General features: G+C 70.2%; 21 protein-coding genes. 9 read left to right on the top strand and 12 right to left on the bottom strand.

Annotated elements, in window-relative coordinates; translation table 11 throughout:
• Positions 1-30 precede the first annotated feature (30 nt).
• The 3 genes from ACFVYF_RS11465 to ACFVYF_RS11455 all read left to right on the top strand — a co-directional run bounded on the left by ACFVYF_RS11465 (position 31) and on the right by ACFVYF_RS11455 (position 2,138).
• Positions 31-624 carry a 50S ribosomal protein L25/general stress protein Ctc gene (locus tag ACFVYF_RS11465; RefSeq protein WP_389454407.1) on the top strand — a complete coding sequence of 198 codons (594 nt, stop codon included), beginning with the start codon at positions 31-33 and terminating at the stop codon, positions 622-624.
• A gap of 70 nt (positions 625-694) precedes the next feature.
• Positions 695-1,306: an aminoacyl-tRNA hydrolase gene (gene pth, locus ACFVYF_RS11460; protein ID WP_383277951.1), complete on the top strand. Its 612-nt coding sequence runs from the start codon at positions 695-697 to the stop codon at positions 1,304-1,306.
• 343 nt (positions 1,307-1,649) lie between these two features.
• Positions 1,650-2,138: a hypothetical protein gene (locus ACFVYF_RS11455; RefSeq protein ID WP_389454404.1), complete on the top strand. Its 489-nt coding sequence runs from the start codon at positions 1,650-1,652 to the stop codon at positions 2,136-2,138.
• 148 nt (positions 2,139-2,286) lie between these two features.
• Here the strand turns inward: ACFVYF_RS11455 and ppc are convergent, their stop codons facing one another.
• Complete coding sequence (ppc, locus tag ACFVYF_RS11450) at positions 2,287-5,031, bottom strand: phosphoenolpyruvate carboxylase (protein WP_389454401.1); 2,745 nt, start codon at positions 5,029-5,031, stop codon at positions 2,287-2,289.
• Positions 5,032-5,350: 319 nt separating this feature from the next.
• On the opposite strand from ppc, the gene ACFVYF_RS11445 reads away from it, so the two are divergent.
• Together ACFVYF_RS11445 and ACFVYF_RS11440 are read left to right on the top strand one after the other, a co-directional pair.
• The gene (locus tag ACFVYF_RS11445) at positions 5,351-6,364 is read left to right on the top strand and encodes an acyl-CoA desaturase (protein ID WP_389454398.1); all 1,014 of its coding nucleotides are present in this window, start codon (positions 5,351-5,353) and stop codon (positions 6,362-6,364) included.
• Complete coding sequence (locus ACFVYF_RS11440) at positions 6,361-7,038, top strand: TetR family transcriptional regulator (protein WP_389454395.1); 678 nt, start codon at positions 6,361-6,363, stop codon at positions 7,036-7,038. The genes ACFVYF_RS11445 and ACFVYF_RS11440 overlap by 4 nt, the downstream gene beginning before the upstream one ends.
• Here the strand turns inward: ACFVYF_RS11440 and ACFVYF_RS11435 are convergent.
• Positions 7,035-7,415: a VOC family protein gene (locus tag ACFVYF_RS11435; RefSeq protein WP_389454393.1), complete on the bottom strand. Its 381-nt coding sequence runs from the start codon at positions 7,413-7,415 to the stop codon at positions 7,035-7,037. The genes ACFVYF_RS11440 and ACFVYF_RS11435 overlap by 4 nt on opposite strands.
• Positions 7,412-8,218 carry a trans-aconitate 2-methyltransferase gene (locus tag ACFVYF_RS11430; RefSeq protein WP_389454390.1) on the bottom strand — a complete coding sequence of 269 codons (807 nt, stop codon included), beginning with the start codon at positions 8,216-8,218 and terminating at the stop codon, positions 7,412-7,414. The genes ACFVYF_RS11435 and ACFVYF_RS11430 overlap by 4 nt, the downstream gene beginning before the upstream one ends.
• A gap of 107 nt (positions 8,219-8,325) precedes the next feature.
• On the opposite strand from ACFVYF_RS11430, the gene tamR reads away from it, so the two are divergent.
• Entirely contained in the window at positions 8,326-8,823 is a 498-nt protein-coding gene (tamR, locus tag ACFVYF_RS11425; RefSeq protein WP_389454387.1) for a MarR family transcriptional regulator TamR, read from the top strand.
• On the opposite strand, the gene ACFVYF_RS11420 is transcribed toward tamR, so the two are convergent.
• Complete coding sequence (locus tag ACFVYF_RS11420) at positions 8,782-9,549, bottom strand: LuxR C-terminal-related transcriptional regulator (protein WP_389454384.1); 768 nt, start codon at positions 9,547-9,549, stop codon at positions 8,782-8,784. The genes tamR and ACFVYF_RS11420 overlap by 42 nt on opposite strands.
• 253 nt (positions 9,550-9,802) lie before the next feature.
• Between ACFVYF_RS11420 and ACFVYF_RS11415 the strand changes: the two genes are divergently transcribed.
• Positions 9,803-10,258 (top strand): GNAT family N-acetyltransferase, encoded by a 456-nt coding sequence (locus ACFVYF_RS11415; protein ID WP_389454381.1) that lies wholly within the window; start codon positions 9,803-9,805, stop codon positions 10,256-10,258.
• A gap of 230 nt (positions 10,259-10,488) precedes the next feature.
• Here the strand turns inward: ACFVYF_RS11415 and galK are convergent, their stop codons facing one another.
• The 3 genes from galK to galT are packed head-to-tail and all read right to left on the bottom strand — an operon-like array spanning position 10,489 to position 13,664.
• Complete coding sequence (gene galK / locus ACFVYF_RS11410; RefSeq protein ID WP_389454378.1) at positions 10,489-11,634, bottom strand: galactokinase; 1,146 nt, start codon at positions 11,632-11,634, stop codon at positions 10,489-10,491.
• A gap of 3 nt (positions 11,635-11,637) precedes the next feature.
• Positions 11,638-12,603: a UDP-glucose 4-epimerase GalE gene (gene galE / locus ACFVYF_RS11405; protein WP_389454375.1), complete on the bottom strand. Its 966-nt coding sequence runs from the start codon at positions 12,601-12,603 to the stop codon at positions 11,638-11,640.
• Complete coding sequence (gene galT / locus ACFVYF_RS11400) at positions 12,600-13,664, bottom strand: galactose-1-phosphate uridylyltransferase (RefSeq protein ID WP_389454372.1); 1,065 nt, start codon at positions 13,662-13,664, stop codon at positions 12,600-12,602. The genes galE and galT overlap by 4 nt, the downstream gene beginning before the upstream one ends.
• A gap of 169 nt (positions 13,665-13,833) precedes the next feature.
• Here galT and ACFVYF_RS11395 point away from each other — a divergent pair, with 169 nt between their 5' ends.
• A complete protein-coding gene (locus ACFVYF_RS11395) occupies positions 13,834-15,513 on the top strand; it encodes a sodium:solute symporter family protein (protein WP_389454369.1) in 1,680 nt (559 codons plus the stop codon).
• Positions 15,514-15,534: 21 nt separating this feature from the next.
• Positions 15,535-15,831 carry a hypothetical protein gene (locus ACFVYF_RS11390; RefSeq protein ID WP_389454366.1) on the top strand — a complete coding sequence of 99 codons (297 nt, stop codon included), beginning with the start codon at positions 15,535-15,537 and terminating at the stop codon, positions 15,829-15,831.
• A gap of 134 nt (positions 15,832-15,965) precedes the next feature.
• On the opposite strand, the gene ACFVYF_RS11385 is transcribed toward ACFVYF_RS11390, so the two are convergent.
• The 5 genes from ACFVYF_RS11385 to ACFVYF_RS11365 form a co-directional block, all read right to left on the bottom strand.
• A complete protein-coding gene (locus ACFVYF_RS11385) occupies positions 15,966-16,673 on the bottom strand; it encodes a LuxR C-terminal-related transcriptional regulator (RefSeq protein ID WP_389454363.1) in 708 nt (235 codons plus the stop codon).
• A gap of 226 nt (positions 16,674-16,899) precedes the next feature.
• On the bottom strand, positions 16,900-18,720 hold the full coding sequence (locus ACFVYF_RS11380; RefSeq protein ID WP_389454360.1) for a PQQ-binding-like beta-propeller repeat protein: 1,821 nt from the start codon (positions 18,718-18,720) through the stop codon (positions 16,900-16,902).
• Positions 18,721-18,799: 79 nt separating this feature from the next.
• Positions 18,800-20,668 carry a PQQ-binding-like beta-propeller repeat protein gene (locus ACFVYF_RS11375; protein ID WP_389454357.1) on the bottom strand — a complete coding sequence of 623 codons (1,869 nt, stop codon included), beginning with the start codon at positions 20,666-20,668 and terminating at the stop codon, positions 18,800-18,802.
• Positions 20,669-20,857: 189 nt separating this feature from the next.
• Positions 20,858-22,663, bottom strand: coding sequence for an ABC-F family ATP-binding cassette domain-containing protein (locus ACFVYF_RS11370; RefSeq protein WP_389454354.1), 1,806 nt, complete (start codon positions 22,661-22,663; stop codon positions 20,858-20,860).
• 70 nt (positions 22,664-22,733) lie between these two features.
• Positions 22,734-23,627, bottom strand: coding sequence for a 4-(cytidine 5'-diphospho)-2-C-methyl-D-erythritol kinase (locus ACFVYF_RS11365; protein WP_389454721.1), 894 nt, complete (start codon positions 23,625-23,627; stop codon positions 22,734-22,736).
• Positions 23,628-23,629 lie beyond the last annotated feature (2 nt).

Below are 23,629 nucleotides of genomic sequence, written 5' to 3'. Positions count from 1 at the left end.
CACCTTCCCCATGTACTACGAGGAGTGAACATGTCCGAGGTCAAGATCGCCGCTGAGACCCGCAGCGAGTTCGGCAAGGGTGCCGCCCGTCGTATCCGCCGTGAGAGCAAGGTTCCGGGTGTGCTGTACGGCCACGGTGCCGACCCGGTCCACATCACGCTGCCGGGTCACGACCTGCTGCTGGCGCTGCGTACGCCGAACGTTCTGCTGTCGCTGGACATCGACGGCAAGAGCCAGCTGGCCATCCCGAAGGCTGTGCAGCGTGACGCGATCAAGGGTTTCCTCGAGCACGTCGACCTGCTGCTGGTCCGTAGCGGTGAGAAGGTCAACGTCGAGATCTTCGTGCAGACCGAGGGTGAGCTGGCTCCGGGTGCCTACCTGCTGGAGCACGTGCTGAACGCGCTTCCGGTCGAGGCCGAGGCCACCCACATCCCCGAGTCGGTCACCGTCTCCATCGAGGGCCTGGAGGCCGGTGCCTCCATCCACGCGAAGGACATCACGCTGCCGTCGGGCACCACGCTGGCGATCGACGGCGACGCGGTCGTGCTGCAGGTTCTGGCCGCGCAGGCCGAGGAGGCCGCTGCGGACACCGAGGGCGAGGGTGACGCGGCCGCCGAGGCCTGATCCCTCCGTATTTCTCAGCTGTCAGCCGCCGCTCCCGTCCGGGGCGGCGGCTGGCGCGTATCAAGGACGTATGGGAGACGCGGACGTGACGACCGATGCCAGTGCCCCTTGGCTGATCGTGGGGCTGGGTAATCCGGGGCCCGAGTACGCCATGAACCGCCACAACGTGGGTTTCATGGTGGCTGATCTGCTGGCGGGGCGGATCGGCGGGAAGTTCAAGCGGGCCGGGAAGGCTCAGGCGCAGGTGATCGAGGGGCGGATCGGTCCGCCGGGTCCGGCGAACCGGCGGGTGATTCTGGCCAAGCCGATGTCGTTCATGAATGTGTCGGGCGGTCCGGTGAACGCTTTGCGGGAGTTCTACAAGGTGCCGGTCGAGCGCATCGTGGCGGTGCATGACGAGCTGGACATCGATTACGGGGTGCTGCGTCTGAAGCTGGGCGGGGGCGACAACGGGCACAACGGGCTGAAGTCGATGACGAAGGCGATGGGTTCGGAGTATCACCGGGTGCGGTTCGGCATCGGGCGTCCGCCGGGCCGTATGCAGGTCGCGGATTTCGTCCTGAAGGATTTCGCCTCGGGTGAGCGCAAGGAGCTGGACTACTTCGTGGACCGGGCGGCGGATGCCGTGGAGTGTCTGGTGATCGAGGGTCTGGAGCGGGCGCAGGGCACGTACAACTCCTGAACCTGTAGGGGGTTTTGGGGGCGGGCCGGCCGGAGGACGCTTTTGCCTCGGGTGTGGCTCTGGGCGAGTTCGGTGGGCGAGGGCGCGGGCTCCGGTGCGGTGGAGCAGGTGCACGGTCAGGACGCCGGCGCCGCAGGCGGCCGCCGCCGGGTATCCGCAGACGCCCCGCCGCGATCGCCGACCAGACCAGCCTCTTCGTCCTCCCCGCCGCCGACACCCGGGAGTGCGGACGCCGACCCCCGCGTGCCGGGCGCCCGACGTACGCGTACAACTGGCGACTTGTCCCCGTCCCACCTCCCGCTCGGGTTGACCGAGCGCAGCGCCATGGCCAAGGATCGCGGCCATGCCTGCCACTGCGTCCTCCCGTCAGAGCGCGTCCACGGCGCTGCGGTTCGGACGGATCGCCGTGATGGGCACGGTCGCGGCGCTGATTCTGGTCGCGGGGGTCTGGGGTTCCTGGGGCACCGCCCAGCACGTGATGCTGACGAAGGGGCGCGAGCAGGGGGCGATGGCCGTGACGGCGTGCGGTGAGGACACCTGCACGGGCCCGTACACCCCGACGTCGGCCGGTTCGCGGGCCCGTGAGCGGGTCGTGATCGAGCGGTCGGTCGCGGTGCGGAAGGGGCGGACGTACACGGTCGCCGTGAAGCCGGGCAGCAGCCATGTCGTCCGTACCGGCCCCGCGGGGCTCCTGTACGCGTGGGTTCCGCTGGCCGGGGCGCTGCTGCTCGCCTCGGTCGTGGTGGCCGGGGGTCTGCGGCTGACGCGCGCGGCGTGGCTGATGGCCGGCGTGGGGGTGGCCTTCCTGACGGCCACGTTCCTGGCTCTTTGACGTCACTCGCCGAGCGCCGCCGAAGGTCACATGGCGGTGCCCCTGCCGGGTCCGTACAAAAGACATGACGGTGCCCCCTGCCCAGGTCCGGGCAGGGGGCACCGTCATGTCAGGAGGCGGGCCCGAGGAAGCGGGCCCTCTGGGGCCGTCAGCCCGTGTTGCGCAGTCCCGCCGCCACTCCGTTGACGGTGAGCAGGAGTGCCCGCGACAGGAGCGGGTCGGGGGCGGAGCCCGCGGCGGCCTCGTCGCGCTGGCGCTTGAGCAGGGCGACCTGGAGGTAGGAGATCGGGTCCAGGTAGGCGTCGCGGATGGAGAAGGTCTGCTGGAGGACGGGGTTGGTGTCCAGCAGCTTTTCGCCGCCCGTGATCCGCAGGACCTCGCGGACGGTGAGTTCGTGCTCGGCGCGGATGTCGTCGAAGACGTGCTTGAGTTCGTCGGGCACCAGGGTGTCGACGTAGTGCGAGGCGATCCGCAGGTCGGTCTTCGCGAGGGTCATCTCCACGTTGGAGAGGAAGTTGCGGAAGAAGTGCCACTGCTCGTACATCTCGTCGAGCACGGTGTCCCCTTCCTGCCGCAGGCCTGCCTCGCGCAGTGCCTTCAGGCCCGAGCCGACTCCGAACCAGCCCGGCACGATCTGCCGTGACTGGGTCCAGCCGAAGACCCACGGGATGGCGCGCAGGCCGTCGAGCGAGACGCCCGAGCCGGGGCGCCGGGAGGGCCGCGAGCCCAGGTGCAGGTCGGCGAGCTGGTCGACCGGCGTGGAGGCGAGGAAGTACGTCGGCAGGTCGGGGTCCTCGACGAGCTTGCGGTACCTGGTGTGCGCCGCGTCGGAGACGACGTCCATGGCGGCGTCCCAGCGGGCGAGGGCCTCGTCGGACTGGCGCGGTGCGGTGTGCAGCGCGGAGGCCTGGAGGGTGGCGGCGACCGTCAGTTCCAGGTTCTCCCGGGCGAGCGAGGGGACCAGGTACTTGTCGGAGATGACCTCGCCCTGTTCGGTCACCTTGATCTCGCCCTCCAGCGTGCCCCAGGGCTGCGCGAGGATCGCGTCGTGCGAGGGGCCGCCGCCTCGGCCGACGGTGCCGCCGCGGCCGTGGAAGAGCCTGAGGCGTACGCCGTAGCGGTGGGCCACGTCGCGCAGCCGGCGCTGGGCGCGGTGGATCTCCCACTGCGAGGTGGTGATGCCGCCGAACTTGGAGGAGTCCGAGTAGCCGAGCATGACTTCCTGGACGTCCCCGCGCAGCGCGACCAGGCGGCGGTACGAGGGGTCGGCGAGCATGTCGTCGAGGATGACGTCCGCGGCGCGCAGCTCGTCGGTGGTCTCCAGCAGCGGCACGATGCCGATCTTCGCCCAGCCGGCGTGCAGGTCGAGCAGTCCGGCCTCGCGGGCGAGGACGGCCGCGGCGAAGACGTCGTCCGCGCCCTGGCACATGGAGATGATGTACGACTCGATGACCTCGGGCCCGAAGATCTCCAGGGCCCGCTTGACGGTCTGGAAGACGCCGAGGGTCTTTTCCCCCGCCGCGTCCACCGGTGCCGGGCTCGGGGCGAGCGGGCGCCGGGAGCGCAGTTCCTTGGCGAGCAGCTTGGTGCGGTAGTCGCGGGGCATGTCGGCGTAGCGCCAGGACTCCTCGCCGAGCCGGTCGAAGAGCTGGCCGAGGGCGTGGTGGTGGGCGTCCGCGTGTTCGCGTACGTCCATGGTGGCGAGCTGGAGGCCGAAGGCGGCGAGCGTGCGGATCGTACGGTTCATGCGGCCGTCGGCGAACAGCGCGCCGCGGTGTTCGCGCAGGGAGCTCTGGATCTGGGCCAGGTCGTGGAGGAGTTCGGCGGTGCCGAGGTAGTCGCGTCCGTCCACGTGGGGGGTCCCGGTGGCTAGCCGCTTCTTGGTGTTCTCCAGCTTCTGGCGGATGCAGGTGGCCTTGAGGCGGTAGGGCTCCTCGGCGTTCAGCCGCTTGTAGCGGGGGCTGATCTCGGGGAGCCGTTCCAGGTCGGTCTGCAGGGAGGTGAGGAGCTCTTCGGTGGCTCCGGTGTACCTGATCGAGTTGGAGAGGAAGCCGCGCAGCTCGTCGATCAGCTCCAGGGCGTCGTTGATGCCGTGTTCGTGCTGGAGGATCAGGACGTCCCAGGTGACCTGAGGCGTGACGTTCGGGTTGCCGTCGCGGTCGCCGCCGATCCAGGTGCCGAAGGTGAGCGGGCGGCTCGTCTCGGGCAGTGTCACGCCGACGCGTTCCAGCTCGGCGGTGAGGTCCTCCAGTACGTCGCCGACCGCGCCGGCGTGCAGCTCGTCGAGGTAGTAGATGGCGTTGCGGGCCTCGTCGGCGGGCTCGGGGCGGACCACGCGCAGTTCGTCGGTCTGCCAGACGAGGTCGATGTTCTCGGCCAGCCGGGTGTCGTAGCGGCGGCGGTCGGCCTCGATGACCGGGGTCTCCAGGAGCGCGGCGATGCGCCGCAGCTTGTTGAGGACCGAGCGGCGGGCGGCCTCCGTCGGGTGGGCGGTGAAGACCGGCCGGACGTTGAGGTGCTTGACGGTCTCGCGCAGGTGGTCGGGGTCGGCGTCCTTGAGCCGGTCCGCCGTCCGGGCGAGGAGTCCGCCTTCGGCGGCCCGCTTGGCGCGTAGCTCGCGGCCGCGGTGCACCTGCTCGGTGACGTTCGCCAGGTGGAAGTAGGTGGAGAAGGCGCGGACCAGCTTGGCGGCGGTCTCCAGTTCCGTGCCGCGCAGCAGCTCGGCGGCGGCCTCGCCGTCCTCGCGGGTCAGGCTGCGGACCTTCTCGACCAGTTCCAGGAGCTCGGGGCCCTCCTGCCGGACGAGGGTCTCACCCAGTAGGTCGCCCAAACGCCGGATGTCGGCGCGCAGCTCGCTGCTGGTCGTCGTGGTCTGATCGTCGGCACTGCTCACAGGTGCGGCTCCTTGCAGTGTTGAAGCTCGTCTGAAGCTCGTCTGGGAGGGAACCCGGGTGGCGACCGCGCGGCGGGTGCCGCATAGGGACCGTGGCATCCGGGAAGAAATCAGAGCGGACCGCGCTGTCCGACCGACTCCAAGGATAGGTGTCCATGCGGACGCGCAGACTCTCGGGCTCTTGCCGCCGGCCTGCGCGCTGCCATACTTACGACGCCGTAGGTTACGGAACCGTAGGGAATCCCGTCTGCTGCCGGGACGCCCCCGGGATCCGTACCCCGGACATCCGTCTCCACCCACGACCCCACAGGGGACGCCCATGACCACGAGATCCGATGTGATCGACGACGCCCCGCAGGCGAACGACGACAACCCGATCCCGGCTGCCACGCTGGGCGGTGAGAAGAAGGGTTCGCTCGAGCAGATCGCGCTTCTCCTCTTCATCACCGTTCCGTTCCTCGCTCTGGTGGCCGCGGTGCCGCTCGCCTGGAACTGGGGAGGAGTGAGCTGGCTCGACCTCGGCCTGCTGGTCTTCTTCTACTACCTGGGTTGCCACGGCGTCACGATCGGTTACCACCGCTACTTCACCCACGGTGCGTTCAAGGCGAAACGACCGCTGCGGATCGCGCTCGCGATCGCCGGCTCGATGGCGGTCGAGGGACCGCTGGTCCGCTGGGTGGCGGACCACCGCAAGCACCACAAGTTCTCGGACGCGGAGGGCGACCCCCACTCGCCGTGGCGCTTCGGTGAGACGCTTCCCGCCCTGATGAAGGGCCTGTGGTGGGCGCATATCGCCTGGATGTTCGACGAGGAGCGGACGCCGCAGGACAAGTACGCGCCTGATCTGGTCAAGGACCCGGCGCTCCGCGCGATCTCCCGTCAGTTCATTTTCTGGACGATGCTCTCGCTGGCCCTGCCACCGCTGATCGGCGGTCTGGCCACGATGTCGTGGTGGGGCGCGTTCACCGGTTTCTTCTGGGGCTCGCTGGTGCGAGTGGCGTTGCTGCACCACGTCACGTGGTCGATCAACTCGATCTGTCACGCGGTGGGCAAGCGGCCCTTCAAGTCGCGTGACCGTTCGGGCAACGTGTGGTGGCTGGCGGTGCTGTCGTGCGGCGAGTCCTGGCACAACCTGCACCATGCCGACCCGACGTCGGCGCGGCACGGTGTGGACCGCGGTCAGGTGGACTCCTCGGCCCGGATCATCCGCTGGTGCGAGCAGCTCGGCTGGGCCTATGACGTGCGCTGGCCGTCACGCTCGCGTATCGATTCCCGCCGCAACCAGGACGGGACCGGCAACCGACGCAAGCCGGAATCCGCCGACGCGGCATGATGGACGCTGTGGCGACCGACTCCAGCAGCACCCCGGGCAACGAGAAACCGCGGCGCACCCGCCGCACCCGTATGACCGGGGCCGAAAGACGGCAACAGCTCCTTGAGATCGGTCGCACCCTGTTCGCCGCGAAGGGCTTCGAGGGCACGTCGGTGGAGGAGATCGCGGCGAAGGCCGGGGTCTCCAAGCCGGTGGTGTACGAGCACTTCGGCGGCAAGGAGGGCTTGTACGCGGTGGTGGTGGACCGCGAGATGCGGCGGCTGCTGGACATGGTGACCAGCTCCCTGACGGCCGGCCACCCCCGCGAGCTGTGCGAGCAGGCCGCGTTCGCGCTCCTCGACTACATCGAGGAGTACACGGACGGCTTCCGGATCCTGGTCCGCGACTCCCCCATCCCGCAGTCGACGGGCACGTTCGCCTCGCTCATCTCGGACATCGCGACGCAGGTCGAGGACATTCTGGGCCGCGAGTTCAAGAGCCGCGGTTTCGACCCGAAGCTGGCGCCCGTGTATGCGCAGGCCCTGGTCGGGATGGTCGCGCTCACCGGCCAGTGGTGGCTGGACGTGCGCCGTCCGAAGAAGGCCGAGGTGGCCGCCCATCTCGTCAATCTGGCCTGGCACGGCCTGGACGGCCTGGAGGCGAAACCGCGCCTGATAGGCCACCGCAAGTCCTAGCCACTGGGCCCAGGCTCCGGCAGCGGCTCCAGGAATTCCAGCCGGTTGCCGACCGGGTCCTCGGAGTAGAAGCGGCGGTGGCCGGGGAGGCCGTCGTCCCAGCTGACGGCCGCGTGATGGGCGAGGAGCCGGGCGGCGTACGCCTCGATGTCGCGCACCCGCAGCCCCGGGTGCGCCTTCTTCGCGGCCCGGAAGTCCGGCTCGATCCCCAGGTGCAGCTGGGCCGCGCCCGCCTGGAACCAGCAGCCGCCGCGGGCGGCGAGCACGGGCGGCTTGGGGATCTCGGTCATGCCGAGGACGTCCACGTAGTAGGCGCGCAGTGCGTCCTGCGAGCCCGGCGGCGCGGCCAGTTGCACATGGTCGACGGCGGTGATCATCGGGCCGGCCTGCGGGCGACGGCGAAGATGCGGCGGAAGGGGAACACCGTGCCGTGTCCGGTGGCCGGGTAGGCCTCGCGGAGGGCGGCGCGGTAGTCGGTGAGGAAGGCCTCCGACTCCGCTCCGAGTTCGGTGAGGATCGGCCGCAGGCCGGTCCCCTTCACCCAGTCCAGCACCGGGTCCTCGCCCTGGAGGAGATGGAAATACGTCGTCTCCCACACGTCCACCGCGCAGCCGAGGGCGGTCAGGTGGTCCAGGTAGGCGGCGGGGGTGCGGACCGCGTCGTCGTGGCGCAGGGTCTCACCGAGGCGGTCCTTCCAGCGGGTGGAGTGGGCGAGGTCGCGCATCAGCTGGTGACTGGGCGAGTCGAAGTTGCCGGGGACCTGGAAGGCGAAGGTGCCGCCGGGGGCGAGGCTCTGCACCCAGGCGGGGAAGGAGTCGGTGTGCCCGGGCACCCATTGCAGGGTGGCGTTGCTGATGATCAGGTCGTACGGCTCCGAGGGGACCCAGGTCCGGGCGTCGGCGGCGGCGAAGTCGAGGCGTCCGCCGCCGGCGGTGGGGCCCTCGTGGCCGGCGCGTGCCGTGGTGAGCATCTCGGGCGAGTTGTCGTAGCCGGTGATGTGCGCGGTGGGCCAGCGTTCGGCGAGCAGGGCCGTGACGTTCCCGGGGCCGCAGCCCAGGTCGGCGATGCGGGCCGGTTCCCCGGGGAGCGCGGGGACGCGGGAGAGGAGGTCGGCGAAGGGGCGGGCGCGGTGGTCAGCGTGGCGCAGGTACTGGGCGGGATCCCAGGTGGGAGCGGGCATGGCGGGGCCTCCTCGACGTCACTGGCTGAGGTACGTCTCCACCCTCACACCCGAAGTATCTTGACGTCAAGAGACTTCATGTCGACACAACCACTACACTGATCGTCATGGAGGACGAGGTCGATCGGCTGGTCGCAGCATGGCGCCGGGAGCGCCCTGACCTCGACGTGGAACCGCTCGAAGTGCTCAGCCGGGTGAGCCGGCTGGCCCGGCACCTGGACCGCGCCCGTCGGCTGGCGTTCTCCGAGCACGCCCTGGAGCCCTGGGAGTTCGACGTCCTGACGTCGCTGCGGCGCGCGGGAGCCCCGTATCAGCTCTCCCCCGGACAGCTGCTCACCCAGACCCTGGTCACGTCCGGCACGATGACCAACCGCATCGACCGGCTGGCGAAGAAGGGCCTGGTCGAGCGGCTGCCCGACCCCAGTGACCGCCGTGGCGTGCTCGTCCGGCTCACCGACGAGGGCCGCGACCGCGCCGACCAGGCGCTGGCCGGCCTGCTGGACCAGGAGCGCGCGATCCTGGCGGAACTGAGCCGCGCCCAGCGGGGTGAACTGGCCGGGTTGCTACGCCAGTTGACCGCCCCGTTCGACAACATCCCCGGTTAGGTCGACCGGCCCGACGCCCGCGCGGCGCGCGAGGGCTACGGCGGCCAGGGTGGAGTGCACCCCGAGCTTGCCGAGGACGTTCTGCATATGCGTACGGACGGTGTGCGGGGAGAGGAACAGGCGCTCGGCGACGGCCTTGCGCCCCAGCCCGGCCACCATGCACCGCAGGACTTCCCGCTCCCTCGGCGTGAGGGACTCCACCAGCCGCTCGCTCTCGGTGCGGTGCTTGCGGGCGGCCGTCAGCTCGCGCAGCACCCCGGTGAGCAGGGCGGGCGGCAGATGTGTCTCGTCGCGCAGGACACCCCGTATGACGGTCAGCAGCCGGGACAGCGAACAGTCCTTGGCGACCCACCCCGAGGCACCGGCCTGCAGGGCGAGCGCGGCCCGGCGCGGATCGTCCTTTTCGGCGAGCACGACCGTACGCACACCGGGTTGACCGGAGCGGACCCCCGCGACGAGCGAGATCCCGTCGACGAGCCCGTCCTCGTTGCTCGCCTGGACGGGTACCGCCGGGCGTATCCCGGTCACATTGCCGCCGAGGTCGGCGTCGACGAGCATCACATCGAATCTGCGGCCTTCCGCGGACGCCCGCTCCAGGCAGCGCAGCGCGGCGGGCCCGCTGCCCGCGGCGGACACGTCCACGTCGGGCTCGGCGGCCAGGGCGGCTGCGAGCGACTCGGCGAAGATGCGGTGGTCGTCGACGACCAGGACTCGAATGCGAACCACTGAAACCCCCACTGTCGGAGGACGACCGAGGCAGGTACGGCGCCCGGAGCGACCCCACGCCCCTAGGGCCCGGGGTGGGCCGGCGCAGCCGCACGGCCGCCGCCGTGCTGGAACTGCTACCCCCACACCGGGCGTCGTACCCGACTGTCTCGCCCCCTGATCAGCACCGGCCCCCACCGGCGCTGTTCATCAGGGTAGGGCCGGGAGCGGGGAGCGGAAGGCGAATCGCAGAACTGATGGGCCGGGCCCGTTTATGGTGAGCCGTATGTTTCGTATGGAGACAGGAGTCGACAAGGAGCGGCGGGATCTGCTGCATGTGCGGCTGCGGGACGCCAACACCCGGGCGTCGCCGGTTCTGCGTTCGCTGCGGGGGACTCCCGGGGAGCGTGAGGTTCCGCTCCATGTCTGGGCGTTGGACGACGCGGATGCCGTTGCCGGGGGGCTGGTCGGGTACACCTGGGCCGGGTGGCTCCATGTGACGTACCTCTGGGTGGACGACCGGTACCGGGGGGCCGGTCTCGGGTCGCGGCTGCTGGCCTCGGCGGAGCGGCTCTCCGTCGAGGAGCGTGGGTGCCGCAGCTCCCGGCTGGAGACCTGGGACTTCCAGGCCCCCGAGTTCTACAAGAAGCAGGGGTACGAGGTGGTGTGCGTGATCCCCGACTACCCGCCGGGGATCACGGAGTACACGCTGACGAAGCGGTTGGCTTGAGCGGAGGGGTTTTCGCCCCCGCCGCCCCTACCCGTCCCTTGTTCCTGGGGGCTCCGCCCCCAGACCCCCGTATCGCGCTGACGCGCTCGTCCTCAATCGCCGGACGGGCTAAGAACTTTCTCCGCACCGGCGAAGGAATTCAGCCCCTCCGGCGCTTGAGGAGCGGGGGTCCGGGGGCTGGCCCCCGGTACGGGACGGGCAGGGGCGGAGGGGGCGAGACAACCCAGGGCTCAGGACAGGCGCCGGGCCCCGGCCGAAGGGAGCCCCGGGAACACCCGGGGCGCGGTGAAGCCCGCGGCGGCGAACGCCTCGGTGACCGCCTTCGTGACGGTGTCGACGTCGGCGGCCTCCACGAGGACGACGGCCGAGCCGCCGAAGCCGCCGCCGGTCATCCGGGCCCCGACGGCACCCGCCGAGTTCGCGGCGGACACGACGAGATCCAACTCCGGGCAGGAGATGCGCAGATCGTCGCGGAGCGAGGCGTGCCCGGCGGTCAGGACGGGCCCGATGCCCCGGACGTCACCCGCGTCGAGCAGGCCGATGACCTGCTCGACCCGGTGGTCGTCGGAGACGACATGGCGCACATAGCGGCGCACACGCTCGTCGGTGAGCCGGTCGAGCGCGTCGGACAACCCCGCGTACGCCACGTCGCGCAGATGGGACACACCCAGCTGCCGCGCGCCCTCCTCGCACCCCGCGCGCCGCTCCGCGTACGCCCCGTCGCCGAGGGCGTGCTTCACGCGGGTGTCGACGACGAGGAGGGCGAGGCCGTGGGCGGCCAGGTCGAAGGGAACCTGGCGGATGGACAGGTCACGGCAGTCGAGGTGCAGGGCGTGCCCCTCGGTGCAGCACGCCGACGCGGTCTGGTCCATGATCCCGCAGGGCACGCCGACGAAGTCGTTCTCCGCGCGCTGGGCCAGCCGGGCCAGTTCGGGCCGGGTGAGGCCCAGTTCGCAGAGGTCGTTCAGGGCGAGGGCCGTGACCACTTCGAGGGCCGCCGAGGAGGAGAGGCCCGCGCCCGTGGGCACGGTGGAGGCCAGATGCACGTCCGCGCCGGTGACCGTCAGGTGCCCGGCCTCGCGCAGCGCCCACACCACACCGGCCGGGTACGCGGCCCAGCTCGTGTTGGTCAGCGGCTCCAGCGCGTCCACGTGCAGCTCGACGACCGGTCCCTCGATGTCGGCCGAGTGCAGCCGCAGGACGCCGTCGTCGCGCCGGGACACCGCCGCCACCGCGGTGTGCGGCAGGGCGAGCGGCATCACGAACCCCTCGTTGAAGTCCGTGTACTCGCCGATCAGGTTGACCCGGCCGGGGGCCGCCCAGACACCCTCCGGCGCGGTCCCGTACAGCTCCTCGAACCCTTCGCGAACCCCCACCGGCTACTCCTCCGAGATGTTCTGCGCGAACGCCCACGCGTCCGCGACGATTCCCGCGAGATCCGCGCGGGACGGGTTCCAGCCGAGTCGCTCGCGCGCGGTGGCGGCCGAGGCGACCAGGACGGCCGGGTCGCCGCCGCGGCGTGGGGCCATGACTTCCGGGATCGGGTGCCCGGTGACCTGGCGGACGGTCTCGATGACCTCGCGGACCGAGAAGCCGTTGCCGTTGCCGAGGTTGCAGATCAGGTGCTCGCCCGAGGTGGCCGCGTCCAGCGCCAGCAGGTGCGCCTCGGCGAGGTCGGCGACGTGGATGTAGTCGCGGATGCAGGTGCCGTCCGGCGTCGGGTAGTCGTCGCCGAAGACGGAGATCGCCTCGCGGCGGCCCTGGGCGACCTGGAGGACGAGCGGGATGAGGTGCGACTCGGGGTCGTGCCGTTCGCCGCTGCTGCCGTACGCGCCCGCCACGTTGAAGTAGCGCAGGGACACCGCGCCGAGTCCGTGCGCGACCGCCTCGCCGCTGATCATGTGGTCGACGGCGAGCTTGGAGGCGCCGTACGGCGAGGTCGGGGCGGTCGGGTCGGCCTCGGTGATCGGGGTGTTCACCGGCTCGCCGTAGGTGGCGGCCGTGGAGGAGAAGACCAGCTTGCGCACGCCGGCCTCGCGCATCGCCGCGAGCAGCGCCATCGTGCCGCCGACGTTGTTGTCCCAGTACTTCTCGGGCTTCACGACGGACTCGCCGACCTGCGAGAAGGCGGCGAAGTGCAGGACGGCGTCGTACGAGGAGTCCAGCCACTTGGCGGCATCGCGGATGTCGCCCTCGATGAACGAGGCACCCGCCGGGACGCCCTCGCGGAAACCGGTGGAGAGGTTGTCGAGGACGGTGACGTCATGGCCCGCCTCCACCAGGTGCCGCGCGACCACACTGCCCACATAGCCCGCACCGCCGGTGACCAGGTACTTCCCACTCATGAACTCGCTACCTCTCGCAGTCGCTGGGCCGCGGTCTCCGGCGGCACGTCGTTGATGAACACGCTCATGCCGGACTCGGAACCCGCGAGAAACTTCAGCTTGCCGGAAGTGCGGCGAATGGTGAAAAGCTCGAGGTGGAGCGCGAAGTCGTCCCGGCTGATGCCGTCGAACTCCTCCAGCGCACCGAACGGCGCCTGATGCCAGGCGGCGATGTACGGCGTCGCGGGTTCACCCTCGCCGAAGATCCGGTCGAAGCGCCTCAAGAGTTCCAGATAGACCTGGGGAAACTCTGTGCGTGCGCCCTCGTCGAGGCCCAGCAGGTCGGGCACCCGGCGGCGCGGGTAGAGGTGCACCTCGTAGGGCCAGTGCGCCGCGTACGGCACGAAGGCCACCCAGTGCTCGCTCGTCAGGACGAGCCGGGAGCCGTCGGCGAGTTCCCGCGCGACGACCTCGTCGAAGAGGTTCTCCCCGCCGGTCGCCTCCTTATGAGTTGCCAGTGAACGCAGCATCAGAGCCGTACGCGGAGTGGTGAACGGGTAGGCGTAGATCTGGCCGTGCGGATGGCCGAGGGTCACCCCGATCTCGGCGCCGCGGTTCTCGAAGCAGAAGACCTGCTCGACGGAGGGCAGATGGGACAGCTCGGCGGTGCGGTCCGTCCACGCGTCCAGGACCAGGCCCGCCTGGTCCTCGGTGAGGTCGGCGAAGGCCGCGTCGTGGTCGGAGGTGAAGCAGACGACCTCGCAGCGGCCGGAGTCGCCGGCCAGCGAGGGGAAGCGGTTCTCGAAGACCACGACGTCGTACGAGGAGTCGGGGATCTCGCTGAGCCGCTCGCCCTGGGACGGGCACAGGGGGCATTCGTCGGCCGGCGGATGGTAGGTGCGGCCCTGGCGGTGCGAGGCGATGGCGACCGAGTCGCCGAGCAGGGGATCGCGCCGGATCTCCGAGGTGGTGACGGTCGGGTCGAGCGGGCGCCGGTCGACCGCGTCGCGGACGGTGTCGTCCCGTGAGTCGTAGTAGATGAGCTCACGACCGTCGGCCAGCCGGGTCGAGGTCTTCTTCACGTGGGACTCCCCATCCGCACCCATCAAACAGAACCGAACACAACAAACCACAAGACACCACGGACGTCAACATCACAATCAAACAAAGAACATCACCCTAAGTGTTCATTTTCTAAAGATGGAGGCGTAGGTTCCGGTCGGATACGTTCACGCAACGAAGCGAGCTCCTATGCAGTCCCCCACTTATCTGGCCGAAGGGCTCCGTCTCCCGACGAACGGACTCGACTACACGATCCTGGCGATCTATTTCGTCGTCGTCCTGGGCATCGGTTTCGCGGCCCGCCGCTCGGTGAAGACCAGCCTCGACTTCTTCCTCTCCGGGCGCTCCCTGCCCGCCTGGGTCACCGGTCTCGCGTTCATCGCGGCCAACCTGGGCGCCACCGAGATCCTGGGCATGGCGGCGACCGGCGCGCAGTACGGCGTCGCGGTCGTCCACTGGTACTGGATCGGCGCCATCCCGGCCATGGTCTTCCTCGGCCTGGTGATGATGCCGTTCTACTACGGCTCCAAGGTCCGTTCGGTGCCGGAGTTCCTGCTCCAGCGCTTCGACAAGTCCGCGCACCTGCTGAGCTCGGTCCTGTTCGCCTTCGCCGCCGTACTCATCGCCGGCGTCAACCTGTACGCCCTGGCGATCGTCGTCGAGGCGCTGCTCGGCTGGCCGCAGTGGGTGGCGATCGTGGTCGCCGGCTTCCTGGTGCTCGCGTACATCACGGTCGGCGGTCTGTCCTCGGCGATCTACAACGAAGTACTCCAGTTCTTCGTCATCCTCGCCGCGCTCATCCCGATCACCATCCTCGGCCTGAAGAAGGTCGGCGGCTGGGACGGCCTCAGCGACTCGCTCACCAAGAGTCACGGCGACAACTTCCTGTCGGCGTGGGCCGGTACGGGCATCGGCCACGCGAACCCGCTCGGCGCGAACTGGCTGACGATCATCCTCGGACTCGGCTTCGTGCTCTCCTTCGGTTACTGGACGACCAACTTCGCCGAGGTGCAGCGCGCCCTGTCCGCGAAGAACCTCTCGGCCGCCCAGCGCACTCCGCTGATCGCCGCCTTCCCGAAGATCTTCATCGTCTTCCTGGTGATGATCCCGGGCCTGGTGGCCGCGGTGCTGGTCCCCAAGATCGGCACCAGCGGATCGAGCCTCCAGTACAACGAGGCGATCCCGTACCTCATGCAGGAGTTGCTCCCCAACGGCGTGCTGGGCATCGCGGTGACCGGTCTGCTCGCCGCCTTCATGGCGGGCATGGCGGCCAACGTGTCGTCCTTCAACACCGTGTTCACCACGGACATCTGGCAGCGGTACGTGGTCAAGGACCGCGAGGACGGCTACTACGTGAAGTTCGGCCGGCTGATCACCGCGGTCGGCGTGCTGGCCTCGATCGGCACGGCCTTCATCGCGTCCAGCTTCTCGAACATCATGAGCTACCTCCAGACGCTCTTCTCCTTCTTCAACGTGCCGATGTTCGTGGTCTTCATCATCGGCATGTTCTGGAAGCGCGCTTCGATGAAGTCCGGTGTCTGGGGCCTGTTCGCGGGCACCACGGCCGCGATGGTCAACTACTTCTGGATCTACAAGCAGGGCGTCATCAGCATCCCCAGCGACCAGGGCGCCAACTTCGTCTCGGCGATCGTCGGGTTCGTCGCGGGCGCGGTCGTCATGGTCGCCGTCACCCTGTTCACGGCCCCGAAGCCGGAGGCCGAACTGGCCGGTCTGGTCTACGGAACGACCTCACCGGGCATGGCGGAGCCGCCTGCCACGGGCGACGACGCCTGGTACCGCAGGCCGTCGCTGCTCGGCTGGGGCGCGGTCGTCCTGGCGGCCCTCTGCTACATCCCGTATTCCTTCTGACCGATCGGAGGCAGACACACCATGTCCGAACTGCAACGCGAAGTCTCCGAACTGGAGAGCAAGTCCACCACCGCCGCCCGTCTCTTCGACATCCGGCGGATCATCGGCGGCCTGTTCGTCGTCTACGGCATCATCGTCACGATCGCCGGGATCAACCCGTCCGACGCCGACCTCAAGAAGGCGCAGGACGTCAACATCAACCTCTGGACGGGCCTCGCGATGCTCGCCCTGGGGCTGTTCTTCCTGGTCTGGATGAAGCTGCGCCCCGTGGTGGTGCCGCCCGTCGAGCCCGACACCGCCGAGGAACCCTCGAAGTAACAGAGCGAAACGCGACGCAACACCCTTGCACGGGGCCGGAGTTCCCTCTCGGAACTCCGGCCCCGCATGCGTGGCACCGGCAAGGGCCACCTGTGCAGAGGCCGCGCCTCCGAGTACCTCAGTCCCTCAGTCCCTCAGTGCAGGCCCGGCTCCTCCGCCGTTCCGAGAGAGGTCGGCAGGGGCCCGGCCCGGTCGAGCAGACCCGTCCGCGCGGCGAGCGCCGCCGCCTCCAGGCGGGACCCCACCCCGAGCTTCATCAGGACCCGCTGGACGTGGGTGCGCGCGGTGCTGGGCGCGATCCCCATGCCCGCCGCGATGAGCCGGGTGTCCTCACCGTCGGCCACTCTCACCAGCACCTCCACCTCGCGGGGCGTGAGCATCTGGAGCAGTCGCTGGCCCTCGTCGTCGGGCTGAGCGGCCGGATTGAGCAGCTCGCTGAAGGCCCCCTGCAGCAACTGCGGTGCCACGGCGGCCTCCCCGGCCCTGGCCTTCATGATCGCGCGCTCCACACCCTCGATGCGCTCGTCGTGCCGTACGTAACCGGAGGCACCGGACGCGAACGCGGCGGCGATTCCCCGCGGATTGGGCACCGGGCCGAGCACCAGGACCGCCACCTGCGGGCGCTCCTTCTTGATCTTCACCACCGGGTCGAAGATGCCCGGCTCGTCAGGTGTCGCCGTGCCGATCAGGCACACCTCGGGTGCCCGTGCGATCACCAGTTCCGCCGCTCCCGCCGCGGGCGCGGCCGCCGCGAGCACCCGGTGCCCGCGCAGCTTCAACGCCGAGGCCAGCGCCTCGGCGAGCAGTCGGTGGTCGTCGACCACCATGAGCCGAACCCCCATCGAGCAACCCCCCAGTCCCCCTGAGCATCCCCACTGGTTCCCCGTGGAAGGAGCCCCCCGGCTCTCCATCCCCCGGAAGCTACACGCTTGTTCGACGTTGCGCTTCCCCTACTGGAGAGAAGTGCCCGGAATACCGAAATCCCTCCCATACGCGAATGATGCGGGGTACGCGCACGGCCCCGCCCCTGAGCAGGGGCGGGGCCGTCGGCCGGGGTGCCGACGCCGGTTACTTGGCGCCGAATCCGAGCGCCGTGTATTCCTTCTCGTCCGCGGAGTACGGCTTGCTGACGAGTTCCTTGCCCATGAAGAGCCGGCCGTCGGTGTAGAGCAGCTCGGCGGACTCCGGGACCATGCTGCTGATCGCCTTCAGGACGCTCTCGGACGAGGGGGTCTCCAGGAGCTCGCTCGCCTTCAGCGAGGTGCCGTTGACGGAGATGACCTGGGCTCCCTTGTCGTAGGGGCCGTCCTTGTACGCGATGACGTTGCCGCCGTCCATGCGCATCGGGAAGATCGTGTAGCCGTCCCCCGCGTCGATCTTGTCCCCGGTGGTCTTCCCGGTGGCCAGCGAGAAGGAGATGATCTCGTTGGTCTGGCTGTACTGGGCGCTGCCGTCGTGCTCCTTGGTCGGGACGTAGAGCTTGTCGTTGCCGACCGTGATCCCCTTGCAGTCGTGGACCTTGCCGACACCGCAGTCGTGCTCGTACTTGCCGTCCGCCAGCGTGATCTTGGTGCGCAGCTTGCCGCTGCCGTCGAGCGAGAAGACGTCCGTGACACCGGACGCGGTGATCTCACCGGCGTCCACACCGAAGACCACCGGCTTGGTGGAGATCACCTTGGCGTTGTCGATGCCGGCGGGGACGTTGTACGTCCACTTGACGCTGCCGGTCTTCGGGTCGAGCAGCTGGACCTGGTACTTCTCGTCGCCGTAGTCGCCACACTTGCGGACCGCGACGAGCTGGTCGCCGCCCGCGTAGCCGACGTCCTCGCAGGAGCCGACCTTCGGCTGCCACAGCACCTTGCCGCTCGTGGCGTCGAAGGCGGCACCGCCGGAGTAGCCGCCGCCGACCGCGACGGTGCTGCCGCTGATGGTGATCTCGCCGAACGCGACCTTCGAGCCGCTGATGTCGACGCTCTTCGTCCACAGCTTCTTGCCGGTGCTCACCTCGAAGGCGGTGACCTGGGTGCAGGACTGGTGGTCGCCCTTGCTGTTGCGCTTGGCCGCCTCGGTGACGACCGCGGCGACACCGTCCTCGGTGATCTCGGGCGAGCCCGCGCAGGTCTGGCCGGGCAGCGGAAGCGTCCACTTCGCGGAGCCGCTGTCGGGGTCGTAGCCCACGATCTTGTAGACGCCGGCCTTGGCGTAGACCGAGTCGGTGAGCCAGGAGCCCGCGACGCTGTCGATCTGGTTCTTGTCCTTGACCTCGGGCGCCGGCACCTGGAAGAGAACCTCGGCGCTCGGGTCGGCCGGCGCCTTCTCCTTGGCGCCGCCGGAGGTGCCGGTGTCGCCGCCCTTGTCCTCGTCGCCGTCGGAGCCACCACTGGGGTTGCCCGGACCCGCGGAGGTGTCCTTGCTGTTGTCGTCCTTGCCGGAGGAGGACGCGTACCAGATGCCGCCGCCGACGATCAGGGCGATGGCCACCACCGCGGCGACGATGATGAGCAGCTGCGGGCTGGCCTTCCGGCCGCCGCCCTGCGGCACCTGCGGCTGCATGGGGTAGGTCTGTGGCTGCGGGTAGCCGTAGGGCTGCTGGGGCTGCTGGCCCGGGTAGCCGTAGCCGGGCGGGGCGGGCGGCGCCTGCGGAGGCTGGGGTGCCTGCGGATAGCCGTACCCCGGGCCCTGCGGCGGCTGCGGGGGCGGGCCCTGCGGCGGGGCGGGCGGCGGTGCCTGCGGGTAGCCGTAACCGGGGCCCTGCGGGGGCTGGGGCGCGCCGAAGCCGCCCGGGGGCGGGGGCTGGGGGGCGCCGAAGCCGCCCGGCGGCGGGTCCTGCGGTGCGCCGAAACCGCCCGGCGGGGGCTGGTTGGGCGGCGGGGGCGGCGGCTGGCTCATGACGTGTCTACCTCGGAGTACTCGGTATGCGCGGGGCGCGAAAGGACGGGCGGGAGGATCGATTTCCGTTGGCCGGCGGTCACTTGCCGTAGGCCAGCATCAACTTCTCCTTCGATTCGTCATTGCCCGTCAGCCGGGTCGTGGAGATGTAGAAGCGCCCGTCCACGTAGTCGATCGCCCTGGAGAAGAAGCTGTTCTCGATGTCGGCGGCGCCCTGCGGGTTCTGCAGCAGCTTCGTCGCCTTGTGGCCGCCGCCGGTCGGGATGGAGACGATCTCGCCACCCGCGTCGTACGACGGCTCGACGTACGCGACGAGGTTGCCGCCGTCCAGCTTCAGCGGCAGCATCGACTGGTCCGTCGGCGACTTGGTGCGCCACTTCTCCTTGCCGGTCTCCAGGCTGATCGCGACGACCTCGTTGGGCCCGCTCTTCGCCTCGGTCGGCAGGTAGAGGGTGTTGGCGTCGGCCGCGACACCGGTGCAGCCCTGGAGGTCACGGGCCAGGATCGCCCAGCCGCACTCCGGCGCGAACGACTCGTCGATGTCGACCTGCGAGCGGATCGTCCCGTTGCTCTTCAGCGTGGAGATGTTCCACTGCTTCTTGTCCTCGTTGGTGAGGTAGAGGACGACGGGGTCGACGGAGTAAGTGCGGGCGACCTGCCAGCCCTTGGCGACCTTCTGGGTCCACCTGACCTTGCCCGTCTTCGGGTCGAGCTCCTGCACCTCGTCGTGCTCGTTCGAGGTGCTGGCGCCGCAGGACGCGACGGAGATCAGCTTGCTGCCGCCGGCGAACGCGGTGGGGAAGCAGGCCGAGCCGTACTTCTCCTTGTCCCACAGCTTCTTACCGGTGCCGGCGTCGTACGCGGTACCGGACTGCGAGCGGCCCACCATCAGGGTGTCGCCGGTGAGGGTCAGCTCGATCGAGAGGGCGCTGTCGAACAGGCCGCCGTCGGCGACCTTCGTGGTCCAGCCCTTCTTGCCGGTGGCGAGGTCGATCTCCTGGAGCTGGTTGCACTTGGCGCTGTCGCTGCTGCCGCTCTTGTACGCGACGACGATCTTGTCGTCGGACGTCTTCTGCGGGGTGGTCGCACAGATCTTCTGCCCGAACGTGACCGGGTCCCACGTGGGCCTGCCGTCACCGACGTTGTAGGCGAAGAGCTGCTTGTACGCCGCCTTCACCGCCGTCTTGCCGGTGATCCACATGCCGTCGGCGTCGGCTCCGGAACCGGGCGCGTCCGGCGCCTCCTTGTACCAGAGGACCTTCGCCTCGCCGGGCTTGCGGCCGTCGTTGAGGTTGTCCGGGTCCGCACCGCCGTCGCCGCTGCCGTCACCCTCGTTGACCGGGGTGGACGCGGACGGCTTGGCGTCCTGGCTCTTGTCGGCGGCCGGCTTCTTGTCGCCGCCGTCGTCACCACTCGTGACGGCGAACACCACGCCGCTCAGGACGAGCAGCGCGGCGACCGCGGCACCGATGATGACCGCGGGCCTGCCCTTGAAGGGGTTCCTGGACCCGCCGCCGGGCGGCGGGGTGCCAGGACCGCCGGGGTACTGGGCCTGCGGATAGCCGTAACCGGCCTGCGGCGGCTGCCCGTAGGGACCGGGCTGGCCGTACGGGCCCGGCTGCTGGGGCTGCCCGTAGGGGCCGGGCTGCTGGGCGTACTGGCCCGGCGGGGAGTACGGACCCGGCTGGGCGTACGGGCCGGGCTGCTGCGGATAGCCGTAACCGGGCTGCGGAGGGCCGGCCGGCGGGGCCCCCGGAGCGCCGGCGGGCGGGCCCTGCGGGGGCGGCGGCGCCTGGGGCGGCTGCGCGGGCGGCGGAGGCGTCGCTCCCTGCCGCGGATCCTGCGGCGGGTTCTGGCCCGGGTCCTGCGGTCCCCCGAAGGACTGCGTCGGCTGGTCGTGCGGTGCTCCGAAGCCGCCCTGAGGCGGCTGGTTGGGCGGCTGAGTCATCAGCGCTCCCCCTCTGTCACTGATTTTTAGCCACCCACGGTCGCGCTGGAGTGGTCCTCAGACTGTTCTCAGACGGCCCTTTCTATCACTGAGCCGGCCTCGAACAGAGGGCCGGTCCTCCCCCTGTTCCCAAGGGAGGACCGGCCCGTGATGCCGCCGTTACGCGCCTTCACGCGTCCTTCACTCCGCTCACGCGTCTTCGGCGAGCTCCAGCCAGCGCAGCTCGAGCTCCTCGCGCTCCCCGGTCAACTGCCGCAGCTCGGCGTCCAGTTTGGCGACCTTGCCGAAGTCCGTTGCGTTGTCGGCGATTTGGGCGTGCAGCCTGGTCTCCTTCTCGGAGACCTTGTCCAGCTGCCGCTCGATCTTCTGCAGCTCCTTCTTGGCGACGCGGGCGTCGGCGGCCGATCCGGACTTCGCGGGGGCCGGTGCGGCGGCGAGGACGGCGGCCGCGGCGACCTCCTCCATCTTGTGCCGGCGCTCCAGGTACTCGTCGATGCCGCGCGGCAGCATCCGCAGGGCTGCGTCGCCGAGGAGCGCGAACACCTTGTCGGTGGTCCGCTCGATGAAGAACCGGTCGTGGGAGATCACCACCATCGACCCGGGCCACCCGTCGAGCACGTCCTCCAGCTGCGTCAGCGTCTCGATGTCGAGGTCGTTCGTGGGCTCGTCGAGGAAGAGCACGTTCGGCTCGTCCATCAGCAGCCGCAGCAGCTGCAGCCGCCGCCGCTCACCACCGCTCAGGTCCCCGACCGGCGTCCACTGCTTCTCCTTGTTGAAGCCGAACGTCTCGCAGAGCTGGCCGGCGGTCAGCTCGCGCCCGGTGCCGAGGTCGACGCGGTCGCGCACGGCCTGGACGGCCTGCAGGACCCGCCAGGTCGGGTCGAGTTCGGCGACCTCCTGCGAGAGGTAGGCGAGCTTGACGGTCTTGCCCGTCACGATCCGGCCGGCCGCGGGCTGGACGTCCCCGTCGCTGCGCGCGGCCTCGGCCATGGCGCGCAGGAGCGAGGTCTTGCCGGCGCCGTTCACCCCCACCAGGCCGACCCGGTCGCCCGGGCCGAGCTGCCAGGTCAGGTGCTTGAGCAGCACCTTGGGTCCGGCCTGGACGGTCACGTCCTTCAGATCGAACACCGTCTTGCCGAGGCGGGTCGAGGCGAACTTCATCAGCTCGCTGGTGTCCCGCGGCGGCGGCACGTCCGCGATCAGCTCGTTGGCGGCCTCCACCCGGAAGCGCGGCTTGGACGTACGGGCGGGGGCGCCGCGGCGCAGCCAGGCCAGCTCCTTGCGGACCAGGTTCTGCCGCTTGACCTCCTCGGTGGCGGCGATCCGCTCCCGCTCGGCCCGCGCGAAGACGTAGTCGGAGTACCCGCCCTCGTACTCGTAGACATCGCCCTTCTGCACGTCCCACATGCGGGTGCAGACCTGGTCGAGGAACCACCGGTCGTGGGTGACGCAGACCAGTGCGGACCGCCGCTCGCGCAGGTGCTGGGCGAGCCAGGCGATGCCCTCCACGTCCAGGTGGTTGGTGGGCTCGTCCAGGATGATCAGGTCCTGCTCCTCGATGAGCAGCTTGGCCAGCGCGATGCGCCGCCGCTCGCCGCCGGAGAGCGGCCCGATCACCGTGTCCAGGCCCTGCGGGAACCCGGGCAGGTCGAGACCGCCGAAGAGGCCGGTGAGTACGTCCCTGATCTTCGCGTTGCCGGCCCACTCGTGGTCGGCCAGGTCCCGGATGACCTCGTGCCGGACGGTGGCCTCGGGGTCGAGCGAGTCGTGCTGGGTCAGCACCCCGAGGTGCAGGCCGCCGGAGTGCGTGACCCGTCCGGTGTCGGCCTCCTCCAGCTTGGCGAGCATCCGGATGAGGGTGGTCTTCCCGTCGCCGTTGCGGCCGACCACACCGATCCTGTCCCCTTCGGACACGCCGAGGGAGACCCCGTCGAGCAGGGCACGAGTGCCGTACACCTTGCTGACGGACTCGGCATTGACCAGGTTGACGGCCATTTCTCTCCTGACGAGGGGGACGATCGACCCTCCAGGATAGTCCGCGCCCGCCGTCGCCCCCGCCGCGGTCTCAGCGCACGGTCGCGCCGGGGGCGGGTCCCTCGGTGATCCGTACGGCGCGGCAGGTCCCGGAGACGCGCAGGGCGCCCGCGACCGTCCCGGCGGACTCCGCATCGCGCGCGAGGAAGGCCGTGGTCGGACCCGAACCGGAGACCAGTCCGGCGAGGGCGCCCGCGGAGCGTCCGGCGGCGAGGGTGTCCGTCAGCGCAGGGAACAGGGACAGCGCCGCGGGCTGGAGGTCGTTGGAGACGGCGGCCGCGAGAGCCGTCGCGTCCCCCTTCGCCAGCGCGTCGAGCAGTTCCTGCGAGGCGACCGGCTCGGGGACGGCAAGGCCCGCGGTGAGGCGGTCGAACTCCCCGTACACGGCCGGGGTCGACAGTCCGCCGTCGGCGACCGCGAAGACCCAGTGGAAGCTGCCGCCGACCTCCAGCGGCCGCAGCCGCTCACCCCGGCCGGTCCCCAGCGCCGCCCCGCCCACCAGGCTGAACGGCACGTCACTTCCCAACTCGGCGCAGATGGCGAGGAGTTCGTCGCGCGGGGCGTTCGTGCCCCACAGTGCGTCGCAGGCGACCAGCGCGCCGGCCGCGTCCGCGCTGCCGCCCGCCATGCCGCCCGCGACGGGGATGTCCTTGGCGATGTGGAGATGGACGTCGGGCGCGAGGCCGTACCGCTCGGCGAGCGCGAGCGCCGCGCGGGCCGCCAGGTTCGTCCGGTCCAGGGGCACCTGTCCGGCGTCCGGTCCCGAGCAGGTGATCCGCAGCTCGTCCGCCGGGGTCGCGGTCACCTCGTCGTACAGACCGACGGCGAGAAAGACATTGGCCAGGTCGTGGAAGCCGTCGGGGCGGGCGGCGCCCACCGCGAGCTGGACATTGACCTTGGCCGGGACGCGTACCGTCACCGTCACCG

Origin of the sequence: Streptomyces sp. NPDC058274 (assembly GCF_042881375.1) — a bacterium.
In the GTDB taxonomy this organism is placed as follows: Bacteria; Actinomycetota; Actinomycetes; order Streptomycetales; family Streptomycetaceae; genus Streptomyces.
This window is presented reverse-complemented; position numbering and strand designations above follow the sequence as displayed.